Annotated in this window: 7 protein-coding genes; all 7 read left to right on the forward strand. The window is 45.6% G+C overall.

All coding sequences use genetic code 11. The features are described from left to right. Window positions 1–493: 493 nt before the first annotated feature. The 7 genes from R8G66_07830 to R8G66_07860 all read left to right on the forward strand — a co-directional run bounded on the left by R8G66_07830 (window position 494) and on the right by R8G66_07860 (window position 21,713). Window positions 494–2,389, forward strand: a complete 1,896-nt coding sequence (locus R8G66_07830) for a hypothetical protein (GenBank protein MDW3192258.1) — start codon at window positions 494–496, stop codon at window positions 2,387–2,389. Window positions 2,390–2,578: 189 nt separating this feature from the next. Further along, window positions 2,579–5,311 (forward strand): hypothetical protein, encoded by a 2,733-nt coding sequence (locus R8G66_07835; GenBank protein MDW3192259.1) that lies wholly within the window; start codon window positions 2,579–2,581, stop codon window positions 5,309–5,311. Between the two features lie 874 nt (window positions 5,312–6,185). Then, window positions 6,186–8,183 (forward strand): T9SS type A sorting domain-containing protein, encoded by a 1,998-nt coding sequence (locus R8G66_07840; GenBank protein MDW3192260.1) that lies wholly within the window; start codon window positions 6,186–6,188, stop codon window positions 8,181–8,183. Window positions 8,184–8,974: 791 nt separating this feature from the next. Beyond that, window positions 8,975–12,853 carry a T9SS type A sorting domain-containing protein gene (locus R8G66_07845; GenBank protein MDW3192261.1) on the forward strand — a complete coding sequence of 1,293 codons (3,879 nt, stop codon included), beginning with the start codon at window positions 8,975–8,977 and terminating at the stop codon, window positions 12,851–12,853. Window positions 12,854–13,578: 725 nt separating this feature from the next. Further along, complete coding sequence (locus R8G66_07850) at window positions 13,579–14,157, forward strand: hypothetical protein (GenBank protein MDW3192262.1); 579 nt, start codon at window positions 13,579–13,581, stop codon at window positions 14,155–14,157. Between the two features lie 36 nt (window positions 14,158–14,193). After that, entirely contained in the window at window positions 14,194–15,399 is a 1,206-nt protein-coding gene (locus R8G66_07855; GenBank protein MDW3192263.1) for a hypothetical protein, read from the forward strand. An 11-nt stretch (window positions 15,400–15,410) separates the two neighbouring features. Further along, a complete protein-coding gene (locus R8G66_07860; protein MDW3192264.1) occupies window positions 15,411–21,713 on the forward strand; it encodes a metallophosphoesterase in 6,303 nt (2,100 codons plus the stop codon). The last annotated feature ends 33 nt before the right edge of the window (window positions 21,714–21,746 follow it).

Raw genomic sequence — 21,746 nt, forward strand, 5'->3', positions numbered from 1 at the left:
TAAAGGATTGCTTTTTCTCCTTTCCTACCTGACAATAAAAATCGACGATCATACCAACGGCCGATTAAAAATTTTCCAGGTATCTAGAAAGCCCAGGATCAGCGTTTCAGGGTTAGAGACTATCGTTATCTCTTTTGTGAAAAGATGGCTGACTGCCAAAAAAAGATTACAGATCTTGAGATAAGAACTGAATCCGGTTGTTACCCGAAATTATTTTTTCCGTTTCAGCTTTTTTGGCCAGATCGCAGGAATTGCGTCGTATCTACTGGCCACCATTTTTTGGGTAAATACATTAAGCTTCCCTTTTAGCTTGGTTTAAGATAATAGCATGCATCTCTGCCTTGTTATTCTTTTTCGGATCATGGATTGGTTAGATCCCTCGAAATAACTGTCGGATAAATAAGAATGATCATATGTCCACTGGAAAATAGAAGTTCTCCTGTATGATTTTCAATAACCTACTTATCAAGAATATGTCTTTAATCAATAGAATATGAATTTCCATTTAAAAGAAAAGCGAAAGCCCTGGACCTCATCAGGAATGAGCAATCGGGGTTCTGACCTATGGGTGATCAGGGGTCCTGGACGTTTCGGGTTGCGAATGGCCATGTTGTTTGTCCTTTTCATAGCTGTATTTCACAGTTCCCATGCCCAGGACAGTCCAGCAATGGTCGTTGAGTCTGAACTCCAATTGAACCAGCCTGGTGGAACATCCGGCAGTAGCATCAGGTTTAAGATGACAAACCTGGCTTTATCAGATTGGCTCTTGCGTACGGACCTTAATTCCGGGAATATCGAATTATTATCAACAGACTTAACGAGAGGATTTCACTTTACCCAGAACGGGGAATTGGGAATTGGTATTGCTGATCCTGATGAAAAACTGGAGATTCTCGGTAATATTGCTCTGAATGTTACAGCTGATAATTTAGGAGGATCAAACTACAGGTCTTCGGGGTTGATTCTTAGCTCGACTATCTTTGATTCATGGAAGTCTGGTGCTATCTATGGCACGGTAGGTAATCCCAATGACATAAGTGATTCTCCGGGTGGTTTGGCTTTTTATACCAAGCCGAAAGGATCAGTAGATGTTGATCTAGAGGAGAGAATGAGAATCGACTATCAGGGCAATGTGGGAATCGGTACTGATTCACCTACCGAAAAGCTCGATGTAGCCGGAACCGTAAAAGCCACTGCTTTTATTTTAGATGATGGTTCGCAATTGACTGGTTCCTTGTGGTCAGGGGATAATACTCTAGCGTCCTTTGTAGGTCGAGTAGGAATAGGAACAGCCGGTAGCCCCAGTGCGGGCCTTGAAGTAAAGGATGGTATTAACACGAGAATTAGAGTCAAGGGTGACAATAACACCGACGGTGTTGACTTTGGGCTGCAAGATCACAGACTTGTATTGATGAACAGAAAGGAGGGAAGTGACATAGATTTCTTAACTAACGACGGCAGTATAACGTCGAAAGTAAAAATAAAAAGTAACGGACAGGTTGGTATTGGCACAGCACTGCCAGATGCCCAACTTCATGTGGAAGGATCCGGTATCGATTTGTTGGAATTATGGTCTGATGATGGTACAGCCTCATCTATACACGGGTTGGTCAAAAATCTTCAGAGCAACTTATTTGAGTTAACAGGAACCATCGCCTTCGAAAGAGATGCCGGTGGTGATATAACAAAAAATGGGATAGGGTTGTTCGCAAATAAAATTACTATAGGTGCTGGGGCAACTCCGCTAGCGACATTCGACACACATAATGGTATTATTAATTTTTCGGATGATGTAACCATAGCTGATGATTTAATAGTGGAGAACAACTTTACAGTGGAGGGAGACTTAATAGTAGATACCGATACGGAAGTGAATGATCTAAAGGTAGACGGGGTACTAACCATAACTCCCAAATCCGATGACCTTTTTGCCATAAAAGCCAATGGGCCAGTACACATTAGCCGAAAGGAAACGAATGGTGCTGCTGATTCATTCGAAAACATTGATGTAGATGCGCTGGATCACGCAACCCTTTTTGTGGAAGATGGTATTGTCTCTGAAGACGTGATCTACACCACTGTCGGTGATAATTGGCCCGATTATGTTTTCGAAGAAGATTACGAACTCCATGACCTGGGCGAACTAGAGGATTTTATCATAAAACATAAACACTTGCCAGGTGTCATTAGCCAGCTAGAAGTAAAGGAAAAAGGGCTTGTAAGCGGCAAGCAGATGACCATTACCTTGTTGGAAAAGGTCGAAGAACTTACTTTATATACCATCCAACAGCACAAGGCCCTTCAGGAGCAGCAAGCGTATAATGCCGCCTTATTGGAGAGGCTGGATGCGCTTGAGGTAAAAGTAAGTAGTGCCCGCGAAAACAAATAGTAACCATGTGCTTCTGCTCAGGAGGCAGAAAAAATCATTCACAATGAAGACTTTACGAGGAGTTGTTTTTGGAGGTTATTTAGGCAGACCTAAAAATCCTCAAGGATCATCAGGCCAGAGTTATGGCTTAACCTCTCGAATTGATGACTCACACCACCTTAAATGAATAATACGATGAAAAGAAATCAAATGATAAATATAAGAGGTGTCCATGGGGTGTGGCTCAAGCGGCTGTTCCTGTTCATTCCTTTGATCATCCTGATGATTGAAAGGTCCGAGGCTCAAAGTGCCAAGAAATTTACTCAAAATCAACTCGAGATTAATAAAGATGGCATTGAAAGTAGCGCCTTTTATCTGTTACAAGATGATCAAGGAAATAAATGGAAGTTAGAAAGTAGTAGAACAGATTTTAAAATAAAGGGACCTGATTCCAATGGCGGAACTTTAATGAGGCTCATTATTCTAAATAATGGTAAGATTGGTATAAATACGCCCACCCCTACTGTAGAACTAGAGGTAGATGGCACGATTAAAGCCACCACTTTTGATGGAGATGGTTCGCAATTGACTGGTATCGATGCTAGCCAGATCGCCAATTTGCCTACAGGTGTGGGTAGTTCCCTGTGGTCAGAGAACGGTTCGAAAATATTCTACGATCAAGGTAGAGTGGGTATAGGAACCACCAACCCCACTGCGGCCCTTGAAATAAAGGAAAGTGTTAACACGAGAATTAGAGTTAAGAGTGATGTAAACACCGACGGTGTTGACATTGGGTTGACAGGTGACAGACTTGTATTGATGAACAGACGGCAGGGAAGTGACATAGATTTTTTAACTAACGACGGCAGTATAACCACGAAAGTAAAAATAAAAAGCAATGGCAATATGGGCATTGGCACGACATCACCTTCCGAAAAACTAGAGGTAGCTGGTACTGTAAAAGCCAGTGCCTTACATCTTCATGACGTTGGTTTAGCAAGGATGAAATTCACTTCATCAACGACCGGTGAAACAGCAAACGACGGGTTCCACGTAGGGACTTCCGGCACTGTGGATGCCATTATTAATAACAAAGAAGCTGGTGACTTGAACATTGCGACTAACAACCTTACACGCATAGTAGTTAAATCTGATGGCAGAGTAGGAATTGGTACCACTTCCCCGGATGAAGCGCTTGTGGTAGCCGGAAATATCAAAGCCACTGAATTTATCGGGAATGGTTTCGGATTGACGACCTTAAACGCCGCGAATCTGACAGGTGTTCTTCCTGAACTGGATGCTTCCAACCTCATGAATATCGATGCCGCGCAGATCAACAATTTATCGCAGGATCTGCAGCTCAATGGTACGATTCTAACACTTGGTGATTCCAGTTCTGTAGATCTCGCGAATGCGGGATTCCTGGGAACGGACAATTCGCTACCTATAAACGTCACAGATGGCAAAATTGGAATAGGAACCTTGACCCCAGAACGAACATTCCATTTTACCAGAGTTGGCGTGGACGATGGTAATGATGGAGGTATGCGAATCGACCGGTCAACCTATGGTCCGGTCCTCGTCATGGCGAAGTACCCTGGGGGTACGCCAACCAACTATCTGGACAATCCAGGTATGTACAGTCCGGAAAATGTAATGATTATGAGAACCAACCCAAATGATTTCACATTCTCCTATAGTCCAATTCCGGAACTTGGTCATTCGGGTAGAAAAGATCTTCTTACGATTAAGAAAGATGGAAAAATAGGTATCGGGAAAGTCAATCCTTCTAAGAAGTTGGATGTCGATGGTACGGTAAAAGCCAGTGCTTTTGTAGGAGATGGTAAAGATATCACCAATATCAATCCTGATAACATTACGGATTTAGATGCGAGGGTCTCTGCTGTTGTTGAGGGCAATTCCCTGTGGTCGGAAAACAGTGATAAAATATTCTACAACGCTGGATTTGTGGGTATTGGCAAGGACAACCCAACGGAAGCATTGGACATAGTAGGTAATATCCAAGCCACAGAAGATATCCAATTGAACGGGACGGGTACATTAAACGCCATAAGAGCGGATGTAGATGGCACCAAGCATTGGATCCACTTCTTTGGTGAGTTTACCGGTGTTGAGGAGCACCTCCGGCATAAAATGAATTTTCATGCCGACTCAGGAATCACCCTTGGGGCGTGGCCGAATCCAATCGTGAATATCAATAATAGTAATCGATCGGTGGGGATAAACCTGAACGGTCAAAATCCAACTGAAAGACTGGATGTCAATGGAAATGTAAAAGCAACCGGATTTATTGGAAATGGTAGCGCCCTGGAAGACATTGATCCTGATCACATCACCGGCCTGGACGCTCGCATCTCTGCAGTAGGTGGATTTGATGGCGGGTTGGTGAACAATAACATTACGATTGCAGCTCATCAGGGTTTAACGATTAGAAACTCAGAGAAAGGATCTTTAGCCGACCCAATGGTAGAAGGGCTAGTGATCTATGATAGGAATTTCTTCGGGGCTCAAGAGCCAGGTGGAAACTATTTTGACGGTGATGGCGGAGGTCTTGCGGTGTATAACGCGGATGACGGATGGAGCGCCATAGTAGATACCAAAAACATGAAACATCTGAGTGCAGTATTCCGCTCGGTAGTCTCTACAAGGTTTGCCGTAAGCGCTAATTCCTCGTTTGATGACTGGCCAGATTATGTTTTCGATGCGGAATATGAGCTTACTCCGTTGGAGGAAGTAGAAGCCTATATATCGAAAAACAAGCACCTTCCTGAAGTACCTTCCGCTGCTGATGTAGCTGAAGAGGGTATCGATCTCGGTAACATGGACAAGACTTTGCTGAAAAAAGTGGAGGAGCTTACCTTGTACATCATCGAGCAAAATAAACGCATCGAGCAATTGGAAGCGAAGCTCGCTGATCAATGAAGAAAGACTCAGAAAAAACTGATTGGAGCAAGTCTCATGCCTTAGTTCAATGATCCTGGCATCGCCATAGATCAGTGAATGAGCACCTTCCTTGGGTAACATGAGATAATAGACAGGGTGAGTAGGGCTTTTGCACTTCGGTGCGGAGGCCCTTTATTTTTTAGGACAGTCGCAGGTCGGATGAGAACATACCAGCTCCGTCATCCAGCATGGAGCGCCAGCTATTTTCGTCTCCGCGACTTGGTCATTGCGGATTTTTTGGTCGTATATTTTATCCCCGGCCAAAAAATGCCGCAATCTCCTAAAGAACTGAAAGGCAGCCCAGTCTGGCGCGCGTTGCGAAGCTAAAACGCGTGCTCATTCTATAAATCTCTTACTGAAAGCAACGCTCTGAATGACGCGATAAGGGAAGATGCCACCACCTCCGTCATGCAGAATGGAGCGCCATTTACGATCGTCATTGCGGCTTTTTTGGTCGTATATTTTATCCACGTCCAAAAAATGCCGCAATCTCCTAAAGAACTGAAAGGCCGCCAGTCTGGCGCGCGTTGCAAAGCTAAAACATCAGTTGATTATTTTGAGATATTTGAAACTACCCTGCTACATCATATGTCTTGATTTTGCAGTCTGGAGATGGATTAGGTGGGGGAGAGTTTCCTAATAGAGAGATCGTTTGAGTCTGATCGCATGGGCTAAAAACTGGCCCTGGGCAAAAAATGGAAGAAACCTTGGTATTTACATCAGAAATAGTTGTCTTAATCATAAACTCATACTGACTGACATGAGAGAGGTTAGCAAGTTCAATCTGGCATTATCGGTATTAAATGCCGTACCATTACATAAGCTTAACTTCCATTGGCTTTTAATGATAGCAATGATTTTGCTTAGTGTAAGTCCCAATAGTATTTCAGCTCAATCTCAGGCCCCTAAGTTCATCAGGACTTATCAGTCAGGAGTATTTCTGAATAGTGGTGTGCCATATGTGGAGGCTCATACCGAGGAGTCTCTTAAATTATTTGTGAATATGCAGGAGGCGTTTTCTCTTGACGAAAATGAGATTCAGAATACAGGCAATTATGGAGTTTTGTCCCCTTTACCCCCTGGGTCCCTAATGACAGTAGAGATTTATGATCAGAATATTTTTGAAAACAAATCAAATGACTTCATTAACCGGGATGGGCTCCTTTATGGTATAAAAATTTTCGGGGCGCCCTATTGGGAAAGAAATAGCTATACTGTCAAAAATTGCCTTTATGGCAATCGTTATAACCTCCATCAAACTCCAACAAAAACCCCGGATGATTTCGGTACTGTCAAATGTCCTGGGTTTAGTCGCGCGAGTGACGATTGGCGAAGTAATTACTTGGCGTCGGCAATGGAATACCTCAAGAGGGAAAACCCGAATGATGACTTTAGATATCCCTTTACTCTGAATGGACTTCCCGCTGTATTGAGGGTCACCATAGAGGAAGAGGAACCCATGACCGTAACGAATAGCGTCATTAGGGATTCTCATATTCCTGGGATACCCAAGTTAAAAGAGATTTTCAATTTTGATGAACCACAGAAACGGCAACCCATTATTACTATGGCAAATGAGGGATATGATGGAACTGTTCACGAAACTAATTTCATTACAGAGAACAGCCCAACATTATTCACTGAACAAGGAAATGGATGGACCAAACCATCGAGCAAGACAGACCTGGGTTTTGAAAATTTTAATTCAGGGTCTGGATCATGCATTGAAGAGGAATGGCCAATAGAGCGTGTATATAAGTGGACTGCCAGGTATGAAGAAGGTACCATTTATGAGAATCCCGTTAATTTCTTTGTAAGAGAAAAAGATGTCAAGTTTTATAGACCAGATGGTACTGCCAAGCGTCCGGAGAAACCTTTACTTTTTTATGATCCCAATCATTCTAATGAGAAGGCTTGGGATGTTATCGTATTTGAATATGCCAAGGCATTGGGGCGGATTCCTCGAATTTTGAGAGGAGGTGTAACAAACATATATATGAAAACAGAACCACGTGCGAGTGCATGTGGTCATGATAGCAAATCAATGCTTTTAAGCAGTGACTTTCGTTCTGAAAAAATGGAAGAAACTGTCTTGCATGAAGCGGTTCATATTACATTGGATGAATACCTTGTAGATTTTGATTTGCCTCACCTCCCTCATCAACACGGGGATCCAAACTGGGCAAAATCAATTGCAGCGGATGGAAGAAACTATTCGCAATACGTCCAAGAAAATGATTGGACTTTCAAGAGGGAGCAAGTTTCGGAGCATTTTGCCGTTTTCCTCTGGTTGAGAAATGACTATTTTAAGAAAAAGGCCAGGAACGGTGGTCAGACTAATTGGATACAACTTGCCAAAAGACTCAGTAATCAGGCAATTGACTTTATGCCAAACAGAATCAATTATTTTCAGGATTACCTGCTCACCAGACCCTATAATGGTATTTCCTATCAAAATTGGAGTGAGGCCATTTACCCATTGCAAGATAAGCGTATCATCGATTTGCCGTTTGACCCGGTATCAACAGTCGCGGCCAGGCCTGACCTATCTGAAAGTGGTGTAACAGAGAGAGACATCCCTGCACAATTAGAAGCATGGTCAATTGTCGTATATCCAAATCCTTCAGAAGGGAAATTTTCAGTCAACCTGACTGTCACAAATCAGGATGTAATACCATACCGGATAACGGACCTTGCAGGGAGAACTGTATATTCCGGAACATTTATTGATCTTCGTGAAGGGAGTAACTCACTGGAGGTTGATATGGGTGATCTGGTGGAAAAGGGAGTTTATATTCTCCAGCTTCATGGTACGAATTTGCACCAAACTAAACGTCTGCTTATCAGGTGACCTGTAAACTATTTTCTGCTTTGCCATTCTGGCGAGTGTTGCGTATCATCCTGGCGCGCGTTGCGAAGCCAAAACGCGTGCCCATTCAGCAAGTGCTGCTCAATTTTTTATCCAAAACCGAAGCCGGCTTGGTTAGTCCAAGGCATTTGGTTGTCATGATGATGATAGAATAGCGGATTGAGAATTTGGTTTCAGCTGATTTTTTCTTGTCAATCCATTTCGAGTCGCGAATTGAGGGCAGTCCGCATGCACGGAAGAATAATCAAAAACATGATGATTGTAATTGAGCATTCTATTTGTTTTTAAGGTCACGAAAACCACGGTTGCAACTCTCACCACCTCCGTCATTCAGAATGGAGCGCCAGCGGAATGTGGAATCTACGACGGAGGTCTACCATTACGTGATTGCGGCTTTTTGGATGTTTTTTATTCCACTGCCAAAAAAATGAGAATGGCGCGCGTAGCGAAAGCCAAAAAGTGTACCCATTCATCAAGTGCTACTCAATTTTGTTATCTGTCGGTCAAAGCACTTCCTTCCGGAACTTTTCTGGTGAGGACCACCGGCGGGTCAATAAATTTCTCAGAACTAATGGTCATCACGCATTGGTCATGAGATCATAGAAATTGAAAGAAAGTGATGTGTTTCGTAAATGTGGGGGCTCTGGGCGGGAGCCCCTCATACTACACTTTCATAGTGAACAGCAAACCAGGTCCGCTGACAAGATTAAAGAAGAAGCTGATGGAGTTAATTCTCGTGCTAAGTAAGAACATGAAGTAATTTTTTCACACAAATGAAACGCTTGAGATCATTTCAATTGCTTTGCTGCTTGCTGGTGACTTGTGCTAGTTTGGAAGCGCAGCAACCATTAGGCTTTTACTTTCCTGACAGGCCCTTTATTAACACCTCGGACCCTAATAATCGAAATGTGAATCATCCAGATGGATCCGATATGCAGGATTTGAAAAGAGCTACAGCATTTATTGCGGGTTCGGCAGATGAATTTTGTTCTTGTACGCTGATGAATAATGTCAGGCAGGACGGTAGCATTTTAGTAAGCACCTCGGCTCACTGTTTCCCCAATCGAGACTCGGGTAGTGAGATTGGTGTGGTACTTACGTTCAATTATGAAATGTCTGATGCCCTAAACAGGGGCACGGACGTTGATGATGTGGTGATCACAAACGCTTATAACGTTTCAGGTACGTTATTGTACAAGGATGAAATAAGTGACATGGCCTTACTCGAACTTCGGGTCGAAGGAATCGAAAACTGGCCTGAAAATGTATATGCAGCGGGCTGGGACCTGTCAATAGAAAACACTTTATCATTTAATATTTCCCATCCTCAAAGTGATCACAAAAAAATATTCATCAATCCGGAAAGTCAAGCCTTTAAATGGAAGGACTTGCAAAGTTTCAAGGGTTACGCTTTTGAAATGACTGGCAGATGGAACAATCGTAGTACGCATCTTGAGGGCGGGGCGAGCGGTTCGGGATTCTTTAATGCAAATCAGGCGTTAATTGGCATTTATAGTGGTTTTCACCCAAGTTCTGGTGCCTATTTTTCCTCTGCACTTTCCAATGTCTGGTACAATGTAGATGGAGCCCAAGGCCTTCGGAACTGGCTTGATCCCGATGAGACCTGGATCACCCAAATTCCTGGGGGGTATTTGTCTGATATGATCCCGGTACAGTCTGATTTCATGCTGGAAATTGGCGGGGGGGAAACATATAGTTCAAAGGGAATTAACCCATCAGACCCTTCAAGATTAGAGGAAGGCGTTCATTATCTACGGCCAGCGATTATATTTAATGATCTGGCCTCCTTCGGAAGTTGGGAAAGCATATTGGGCATTAATATGCCTGATCCTAATGCATCAAAAGTGGTTTTGACCGTTTATGAGATCATCTGGGATGCAGAAATGGCTCAATATCGCGAACAATTGTTGTATGGTACTTTTGCCAACAATACGATCTCTCCAAATGCACCGGTATCTGCTGGTTTCCGAGGCGCAGGCTGGGATTGTAACGACCTTCCGGTCGGATTTCCTCCCTGTGAAAGAAATACAGGATTTTGGCTTATCGATCGCCCAGTTGATTGGAGTACGACCATAAAACCGGCCTTTGCCAGAGCATTGAGCCTTCAATCGTCACATGAAGAGGGTGTTCAATCACTTTGGGATGTAACTATCCCGGTTGTGATCCGACTGACTAATGTAGGAAGCGAGTCTGTCGAGGTGAGAGCAGTGAGCTATCCAGCAGAAGTTCCGAGAAATGCCAGACAATTGTTTAAACCGAAAGAGTTGGCTCAGCAATTCAGGAGCTACAAATACCCATCCAGCCGGGGAGCCAATGCCGATCCTATTTTCATCAATCGATTGAGCGCCGAGCAGAACGGACAACAGCTACAAGAAATAAAGTCAGGCAATAACGGAGGATATTTAAACTTGGGCAATCCCAATTTTAAGATCGGTCCGGTAAAGGTCGGCCCTACTGCAGGGGATCTCGAACTTACGTTGGATATTGTGAATCAAATCTTCCCGTACAATTACAAAGTATGGATCGATTACTTCAACTCAGACGATTTAGAGGGCAGGTGGGAAATTGACCCTGAGGATCCATCTCATAGTTATACGTACAATTTCGTAAATGATCCGGTAGCTCATCCCATGGAGGAAATTGCCGCTGGTTTCGCTAGTGATGGTACGTTGTTGGTTAATCACCCAATGCCGAGAGCCCGTGAAATAAAGCTAAATCCAGGAGAGAAGCGCCTGACCCGTATGCGAGTAGCGGTTTCGAATGAGTTGATCACCCATGATGGGGAGTATGGTATCGGCGAAGTAGAGGATTACCTGATTGAATTAGTGGCACCCACTTGTGAGGAACTGAGGCCAGTTGAATATGAGGACTTTGCGGAAGCAGTGCTTCCTTATTGTGGTGAAGGAGGTTATTTAGAAACGAAAGGGCCCTTGACAGAATACTATCAGGAGACCGTCCCTGGTAGTTTGGAATTTCACACAGGTAAAAAGTCCAATGTTAGATTTGCTTCAGCCAAAGCAACCGGAAGCTGGTACACCAGTGGTGCCAATGCAATTAGCGATAACAGAGTGGATCCGGTGCCTAATCCAGCCGATCCCGACTTTGACCAATCACTGATGGCGATCTCTACCAACGATCAGGAGGCTGATCCTGATGAATTGGTGGATCAGGAGCTCCGAATGGACGTTTACTATCCGTTGCCGAAAGAGGGGATCACCCTGGATGAACTGTCGGCTTTGCCGTTGATCATCTACCACTTTGGTGGTGCCTTCATGTGGAATACCCGTCAAAGTAAATTGACGGAAAAGACCTGCCAATGGTTGGCCAGCAAGGGTTTTGTAGTAGCAGCCATCGACTACCGTGTAGGTCTGTATGGGTATGAGGAAAAAGTTGGGTTGCGAACGATGCTTCGGGCCTGGCAGGACAGTCGTGCGGCAACCAAGTGGTGGCGGATGCCGGAGAACGAAAACGAAGTGAATGACGATTTTGAGGAATTGTGGAAGGTGGATCAATCAAAGGTCTACGCACTGGGGCATAGTGCAGGCGGGATCACCAGCCAGACGAATCTATTCCTGACAGAAGTCAAATACGAAAACGAACATGAATCTGACAACTTTCTGGAAGCTACCTCCGAAGGGTATGGTTACGGTGGATGGGATGATAGTGGCAATCCGAACTACCTGACATTTGGCCTGGAGGATTACGAGCCCATTCCCTGCCTTAACATCCAGGGACACAACACCTGTGATGTGTTGAGTAAAGCTACTGATGGCAGCTATGGCAGTTATCAAGGCAGTGATGGTGAGTTAGCTGCATTAATCACACAAAAACTCAATACTTACGCTTCCATGGATGGTCGCGTTGATAAATCCGTATCCTTTGCGGGTGCGCTGGCGAAGACAGACTGGATGTTAACCCCCCCGTTTAGATATGCGGCCGAAATTCATCATCATGAGGATGCGGTTGTTCCGTGGGGTCATGACTACCCCTTCAATGGAGGACGCTTGCCATGGGGGCGGATCATCAGTGTGTTTCCCAATTTTTCAATTTCCAAAATTTATGGCGGTGGAGCCATGAAAGAAGCTTGGGACGATGCCCTGTTACCAACTGGTGGGACATTTGAGTTGTTAACCTTGGATGGTCCGGATCAAGGTGGTATGAATGGTCAGGCCAGTTACCATGTTCCGGAATACAAATTTGGAAGCAACTACGATGATTACTTAAATGGAGCAGACCCGGAAATAGAAAATAAGATCATGTATTATGTGGATGCCTTTTTCACAAAGGATTGGACTTCTGGTGTCGCCGGTCGTGAGATCAATAGTGAATTTGAAGCAGGAGAGGAGAAGCCCAAACCGGAAATGGAGGTCGAGCCTACCTTCAAAGTGTTCCCTAATCCTGCCAATAACCAATTAAACATTCTGACTGAAGTTCGTCAGGTTGGGCCCCTTCAGATCCGGATCTATGACTTTCAAGGCCGGAAAGTATACGAACTATCCAGAGACGAAATTGGTCAAGGTCATCAGTTGATCACCCTTAGGAATCTGGAGCTTGCTTCCGGGACCTATGTGGTGGCCATAGAGGCTGGAGATTTGGTTAGGAGAGAAAATATTTTGATCAAAAGAGAATGAAAATTGACATTGGATTTGAGAAGATCGATAAAGAAGCTGATACATGCTAGACCGACATTTGCGAATCAATTTCCGGCGCTGCACATGGCCTGAACTTAACGAACCAAACTTCATGGCAAAATGACCCTTCGTTCCTTTACTGTTGGCCATCGGAAATCGTGACGATGTAGACCCCCTTCATGCGCAAATTCCCATATAGCTTGGATCCAATGCTAAAAAAATCAGTAGAGAAAGGTGCACTAGACGGTGAGATGTAGATACTGAATGTAACTCATTTCGCCGCGCTCCATGGAGGGGTGTTGCTCCCTGGGCCATAGTACCGGTCGAAGTGTCTCCGCAGCTTTATTGGTTGATCAAACATACATGATGTCAGAAAAGTCCGGGAGGCTTGGTTAAATGGCGAACCCGCATTGTCCTTTAAGATGAAACACTCTTTCAATACTGCTATAAGATCAGGTTGATGAGTTCATGATTGTTAGAGAACGAATGTCGATATCGACCATGCTTTCCAGGTCAGGAAGAATCAGAATGTCTGGAAGACCTGAAGGAACAGAAGCGGGGACCTGCTTCGAAAGAGAAGCAATTGAGTATTCTGATCAAATATCAGATGAGAGAGTAATTTGAAGGAGACATTTTGGGACAGATCGAAATATAACATAATATAAAACATACACAGCTTATCAAAAACCTGGATATGAAGATTTCAACTGTAAACAGCAGAAAATATGTATAGAATTTTTCTTTTTATTATATGTGGTGGACTCTGCCATATTAGTCAGGCGCAAGGCATCACACTCGGAACCATCAATCAACCCGAGGGCTTTACTTCGTTCGCGAATACCAAGATTTTTGTTTTGGAGAGCTATCGGAACGTGGATCACATGAAACAGGTAGTGAATGATGATCCGGACTTGAAAATAGTTGAGGACTATAACTTTTGGGTGGAGCGGGGTGTCCTGACCTCATGGCTCAAATATGCGGGAGTCGAATCATGGGCAGATCATGTATTAGAAGCGAACTATCCATTACCGAAGCTGGAGGAAGTCAAGGCTTTCATCAATACCAACAAACACCTGCCGGGCGTTCCCTCAGTACAGGAGATGAAAATGGCGGGAGGTCAAAGCATGAAAGCCATAGACAGGATCTTACTGACCAAGATCGAAGAACTCTATCTGTATCAGATCGAGGAAGAAAAGAAACTGAGCCAATTGCAGGTGGATGAAGCAATGGATGAGGATCGGACGCTTCGATGGCTCTCTGAACTTGGGAAGGAACTGGATGAAGCGTTACCCGGAGACGAATAGCCCCAACAATAATTAGTGAATTAATCAATTAAGCGCATGCAACGAAACTTATTTAACCTGTGCTGTCTGCTGATAAGTACGCTGATATCGATGATGTCCTCGGCCCAGGCAACCAACAGTCCCTTTGACAAAAGGGAACATACCTTTTTGCAATTTAATGGACCCCTTGGCCTGGTGGGTGGCGTTTCAGATCCCAATACGATCAACATCAACAACGCAAATAATCAGTTAGCGGAGACGATGCTTTGGGTAGGAGAAGGCATCGTATCCAATAAATTGTGTGTATTTAAAATTCCCGGTTGGGCGGATTATGTATTTGACCCGGCCTACAAAACGCCATCCCTTTCCGATGTGGAGGAATTCCTTTCGGAGCACAAACATTTACCAGGTATTCCATCTGAAGAAGAAGTGAAGGAGCATGGTTATTCCCCTTCGGAGCTGTATGCGGCCTACCTGGCCAAAATCGAAGAACTCACGCTATTGACCATCGATCGGCAAAGTAAGCTTGAGGCCTTAAAAGCCGGGATGCCTTCCTATCAGGTATACGACGATCTGTTAGGCCAATTGGCAAATGTAGAGGACAACTCTCTTCAGGAGGCTACCATATCCGATGTTGAAAACCCAGCAATGGTTAGCGATGAATTGGCTGAAGCAAGCATGGACGGAGCAACCGATGGTATGCTATACCAAAATTCAAAGCTTTTTACATGCGATGACAGTTTGTTCGTGTTGGGAAGAATGGTGATTACGAAGGACTATAAGAATCTTCCCGATAGCGATGATGAAGTCCTTTGTCCGACCTGCGGCGATGATGATGAAGATGGGGACAACAATGATGGCCGCAGTGAGACTTTTCCGGTCGTCAATGATTTAAATCCCGAATTCCTGCTCTACATCAATGGAGGGACCACCACCTATGATTATATCTGCCGGAACCTTCATGAAAAGTGGGGAGATTACGTTTTCGAGGATTCCTATCCTCTTATGTCGTTAGAATCACTCAGCACATATGTGTCTACCAACAGGCATTTGCCAGGCATCCCATCGGAGGCTGAGGTGATGGCGAATGGTCTGGAGTTGAGCGAAATGACAGGCAAATTCATCGTCAAGATAGAAGAGCTGTTTTTATACCTGCTACAACAGGACGAAGAGATCAGGCGGATACAAGCGTGGCATACGCCGGAAGGAAGAGACCAGCTTATTGTTCAGTTGGCTGATCAAATTAAATCCCTGAAAAAGTAATCGATGCGATCATGAAAACTTACTTTAAACCCATTGTGCTTTTGATCCTATGCATGTCGCTGATCGCGATGGCGGGTCCCTTTGGTTCAGTCAGCTTTGAGGAGGAGGATGCAACTGCACCCATCTCGATTATCCAGGGGGATCCGACTGTAGCCAATCATCCTCAGCTCAGAGATGGGAAAATACAGGAAAAAATCAGAAACTTTTTCTCAACCCCCACGGTACCAAGTGAGATCTACGACGATTACGTGCACCGCGATATCAATGATGCCATTGTCCAATTTACCCGACCCACCAGTGGATTCCTGGATTTGGATGGAGACGCGAGGGAATCCATCATTGAGATAGATTTAAAAAAGATCTATAAAGCCTCCCGAAAAAACCGCCTGGGAGGTATCGTTGCAGACCTTATTGACGAAAACACCTCCAATTTTTCCCTCACAATCACGGCAAAGTCGACCGCTAATTATGGCCTATTGGATAACCCAGTGAATGGCAAGTCTTACTTGATCGAAGAAGGCGATATTTTGTTTCAAGGTACTGTTGATGAGAATGGCTTGGAAGATAACCTGGACGATCATGGTAACAGGGTTTTGACCTTGGGGGGTACCGGATCGAATATGGACGCCTTATTCCGGAATTTTCTGGGGAAGATTTCCAGTGAGGAGTGGAATTCGATAGATATCAAGCGAAGGCTTAACAGTGCCAAAGGCTTTTTCGATGAAGATAAAATAGCGGTTGCGGTGACGCTGATCGGGCAAAATGCCAGGGTATTTGGTTTGCGCATTCCCGGTTATGATTACATGCATCCGCTGGACATCTTTCCCGATGATTACTACACCCTTGTGACAGTCACCAAGCCAGATGGGACTACTAAAAATTACAGGTTTGATGTGACCAACGGCGAATATGACGATTCGGACCCGAACTTTATCGTGGATGCGGTGATGGGTGACAAGATCAACTTTGAGGTGGTTTCCCCATCGGGATCGGTTCCCCAAATTGAAGGCGTACCGGATATCTGGATTTCGGGTTTTTCCTCTTCCCGGGCATTTATGTGTAATCCTGATTTAACGCCCGGAGAGTACAACGAATTCATTCCGTGGGAAGACCAGGTACACATGTACATGGTCAACAAGTATCCACCGGGCTTTGAGGTAAAAGTAGATGATTGGGTTGATAATGGGAGTGGAGGCGCTCATAATTGGTCCTGGGACTGGATTGCAGAGCGAAGGGTGGATCCTTCCAAAACCAAATACCAGGCCGATATCAAATTCCCACCCATCAAGGACAACTTCTCTTATGATCCTGGAGGTTATCAAAGAGAAGATCAATCTACGGGCTATGCAGCTGAACTGGTTCACTACTGGAACAGGCACGCCAGTGACAACACGTATGAAGCCAGTGCTGACGGGCCGAGGTTCCTGCTGGATGTGGATGGAGATGAGATCCTCTACATCGGCACCAACGACATGGATGCCATTCATACGACAGACCCTGATGTCTACACCCTTGGACCAGAGTTCTTTACTGATAAAACCACGAGTAGTTTCTTGCCCGTGAATTGGCAATACATGTGGCCAGGGGAGGCCCTGGACGTGGAATATGATCAGGATGGGTATCCAAGTGCCGGATATGTGGTGAACGATTATATCAGTGCCTACCGGAAAGTCAAACAACGCGGAGATGGCAACACGGACTATGATGAGTATTACAAAGGTTATTTGATTGAAGATTATGGCCTTTGGCGGCAGGGTAACTTAAAAGGGTCGGTCATCGGAGGAAATACTGCTGAAGCCAGTCCCTGCGCCTCGGGTTGCAAATACAATCCACTGGCGGCCTGGCAAGATTTACCAGGAGCCACCGGCCAGAACAATGCTCACCCGGGGGTGATCAAAATCACCCAGGATGGTCGTCAGATCAGTTTTCGCATGCGGGTGCAGCCCCCCCTGACCGAGGACAAAGGGTTTTACGGCACGATCAAAGGCACTAACACGCCCATGGGCTGGGGGCAAACGGCCAAATACACCCTGACCGGCCTGAAAGACCTGAGTGATGAAGAAAGGGCCCGGTACTCATTAGCAGTGGTGACCTACAAAATAGCGGGCTATGAAGATACGGATGGTGGCTTCGGAGGCTATCCGTACGGACCCTATAGCCAGTATATTCCACCTTATGAGCATGAAGAAGGGGCTATAGTCCCTTATGGTGGCACCACTTATATTGATCAGGAGGTATTCTGGAGTGCTGGTGCGGAAGGCTGGGATGCAGCAACCGGAGAGTGGTCGGTAGACCTGAAGCTAGAGAGTGGTTGGTCGGTTGTGGTGGCCTACTACAATACCTCGTATGAGGGAGTAAACGAAAAAAGCATTGTCGCTGGCCGGGACCTGTGGATCATGGACCCATTGAAGCAGATCACAGCTCCCGGGAGCAACCATTGGACGTATGCACCTAATGATATCCCCTTTGTGGGTGATGGTAAACTGGACTTAAAAGAAGGGACGGGAGAAAGGGTACACGAATACATCCGGGAAACAAGATCCAAGGAGGACAAGGAACGCGGTTTTGGCGGCTGGGGCCAAACGAAGTACACCCGGGAATATGTATTACAAAAAGGGACCAAGATCACGTTTGCCGCCACAGATGTGGGCACGGGTAAAGTGGAAATATGGAATGGCGCCGGACCACCCCACTTGTACATGTGGCGGGACCTGGCCAAATATATGCCTCGTGATACGGTGGCCAAATACCTGAAGTACATCGTGAGCAGGGTCCAGGAAAATGGCTTTGATGCCGGTGAATTGGTGCATACCGAAGAAAACGAGGCCTACTTCACCTACACCTGGAATGAAACGGGTGTATTCGAGATTGTTTCCAACTTCATGGACATGCCCTATTCTAATGGGTCCATCAAAGTGGTAGTGGTAGATGATTATGAGGCAGATGCGCTGGACGACCTTACCGTGGACAAGCAGCGCGGTAACATTGAGATCCGTAATTTGAGTGAAGAAGAAAGACAATGGTTGCTGGATAAAACTGGGAATACGGCTGCTGATATTGCGAGGATCAATAACTATATGATAGCGGAGATCGCTGATGTGTTAAGTGAATACCAATTTGTCAAAGGCCCCAGGGCCAACAGTTTTGGACATCCCTTCGGCGGGTTGCGGAATTTTGCCAATGTCTATAAATGGTATAGAGATGAAAATGAAATCACGGATCTCGATAACGAACCATGGTTCCGTGACTTTGATCCCATTTCCTTCTGGCCTGCGGAATGGAATAAGGTCTGGCTAAGACATTCCCCGTATTCGATCACGGGCAAGCGATTTCCGGAAACCCAGGTTAATCCGGAAAATGTACTCAGAGACCCAGCGGAGCCGGTCTTCCGGGGCCAGATGCAACGCGCTTTTGATTTAACCTCCTTCCAGAGCGAATATGGTTTTGTGAGGTGGTTGCCCTGGTTAGCAGAATCTCCCTATGAAGGAATAAAGATTGCGAACTACACCAAACCCATGGTGAATTTGGAGGAGTTTTTCAATGGTCAAAATGGAAGTTCGGCGGATGGTGCCTGGTCCGGGAATCCATATGTGACATTGCCCATGTTGCAGACGGCCCTTGGGGAGGAAACACCCATTTCAGATGATGCACTCAATCAACTGGATTTTTATCATGACCTGAAGGCGGGCAAAAAACTGCTCTTCGACATCACCTCCACGCAAAATCTTGTAGTGAAGAACCAGGTACCCAGGGTTGATCCCTACTTCAACGACGTTAAAACGATAGACCACAACGTAAGTCTGCCGAATGAGGTGTACATGGATGGGTGGGCGAAAGAGACCACTGATCTTCGGGCACTGGCCGAGAATTCGTACGAGGTATTCCAGCGGTCCAGGCATGAGAATGGCATGTACTATGACACCTACAAATTGAGGGGGCTTCGTGCCCACCCCGCTTCAGTATCCGGCTCAGGTATGGGATTAGTGGCCCTCACGGTAGCAGATAAAATGGGCTGGGAGGCATCAGGGGAGGCGGCTGTTCTGGCTGAAAAGACCCTGGAAACGCTGACCAATCATTTGAGACCCGGAAGTGCTGATTTTAAACTAAGTGTGACCAGATCAGGCTATCCGCTTCATTGGCCGGACATTGAAACAGGGCAGAGGTTTGAGAAATGGGACGATGAATACAGCACCATTGATGCGGCCATCATGGTTTGCGGGGCGCTGTTTGCGAAGAAATACTTTAGTGATAACACCAATATTGCCCGTTATGCCGATGCGCTGTTCAATTCCATCGACTGGGCTTTGTCCATCGATGATCCTGCCACCGGGAAACTTCACTTCAAAATGAACCCGAACAGTGATCAGGGGGAAGGGTTGCCAGGCAGTACGAGCCCCTTTAACGAATACATGATCCTGGCCTATCTGGCCCACGAACAAGCCCAACAACAGGTGACGGTGCATGGGGCCAATATTGCCCCTAAATACCAGGACGCGATCAATCTATGGGACACCTTTTTCAATGTTGACCTAGGTGCAGATGAAAATTTACCTAAATCAATGTATGACAGCTTGAAGATGCTCACAGACGTACCCGGAGAATTCATTCCTTCCTTCACGCTTCAATTCATTTACTTTTTGTGCAATGATTTTACCACCAGCAACTATTTCATGGGGTACTATGACAATGCGATGAAAGGGGATAGGAGTTGGTGGAATGACCAGGCGCAGCAGCAGCATACCTACCAGTGGGGATTAGGAGAAGGAAGTAGTCCGGTCAATAACGGGTTTGATGCCAATAGCATCAACAATAATCCTCACCACATGGTCTCTCCACATGTGATGGCAGGGTTTATTCCAATAGATAAAGTTTCCGTTACCCAGGATATCCAGGACATGCTGGCCAGTGCGGGAGGAAGCCCAAATGGCGTATATTATATGGAAGGGACTGCTAAGCCTGTACTTTGGAGGTATAGCCTCGATCCACAATTCCAAAGCTGGAGAAGCAATGAGATCCAGCTGGTAGACTGGTCGAAGATGGTCTTTGGTTTGGCCAGTTTGTTTGAATTGTCAGACAATGTTCCGGGGGAAGATTTCTTCGCGCATTACAATGATTTCGATTTCCCCTTACCCGAACAAACATTTGCGGCCATCGGTGATTATGGATGGGAAGGACCTGATGCTCAAAACGTGGCGAATATGATCGATAGCTGGCAGGTGGATTTCATCATCTCCCTGGGAGATGATAGCTATGCGGACAAGCTCAACAACAACATCGATGACAATGTTGGCCAGTATTATCACTCCTATATATTTCCCTACTTCGGCAATTATGGTGCTGGAAGTGCGAACGCACAAAATCGTTTTTGGCCAGTGCTGGGCAATCATGACTACAAAGCAAGTGATCCGCCGGGTCAGTATCTCCAGGAGTGGCTGAATTTCTTTACTCTCCCTGATCAGCCTGCTGGGGAACGATACTATGAGAAGCGGATTGGAGATGTCCATTTATTCGGCATGAACTGGAATGCTCAAGAACCCGACGGTCGTGATGAAACCTCTGATCAGGCCTTGTGGCTTCAGGATAGACTGGCTGCGTCAGATGCCAAATTTAAGCTGGTCTATGGCCACCAAACTCCCTATTCTTCCGGGTTTACGGATAAACCCGGTCACGGAAGTATCCCTGTTATCCAGTGGCCATACAAAGATTGGGGTGCTGACCTGGTCCTCTCCGGTCACGAACACATGTATGAACGCTGGGAAGTGGACGGCATGACCTACCTGGTAAATGGTATGGGCGGAGCACCGATTTATTCCTATGTAGTGGATCACTCCATAAGTCCTACTCCGGTAGTTCATCATTCAGGTCCCAATCTTCCCCATGCCGCCATGCAGGGTGTGGTGCGCGATGATCCGGACAACCCGGGAGGGAGGTGCCTTGACTTGACAATGGTGGATATCACCGGGCATGTCATAGACCAATATACCATTTGTAACAGTGAATCCACCTCCGGCAGGTCTGTAGCAGAGGAACAGGTACTGGCGACAGAAGAGGCTTTCGGCGAAGGGGAGATTGATATTTATCCTAACCCTGCACGAGATATACTCCATGTGCGATTCGAATTGGATCAGCCGGAAGTGGTTTCCTTCAACGTAGTGAACCTGGCCGGACAGCTTCTCAAGAGTAATAAAGTTAAAGGCCAGGCAGGCAGTAATACCATGCAACTGGGTATTCAAACACTTCCTGTCGGCATCTATGTGCTTGAAATAGCAATAGGTCAGGATCAACTCTATAAAAGAAGGTTCATCGTAAAATAGTGCTTTTATGGCAGGGTAGTGACTTCTTTGACG

The sequence above is a fragment of the Cytophagales bacterium genome (genome assembly GCA_033344775.1).
Classification (GTDB): Bacteria; Bacteroidota; Bacteroidia; order Cytophagales; family Cyclobacteriaceae; genus JAWPMT01.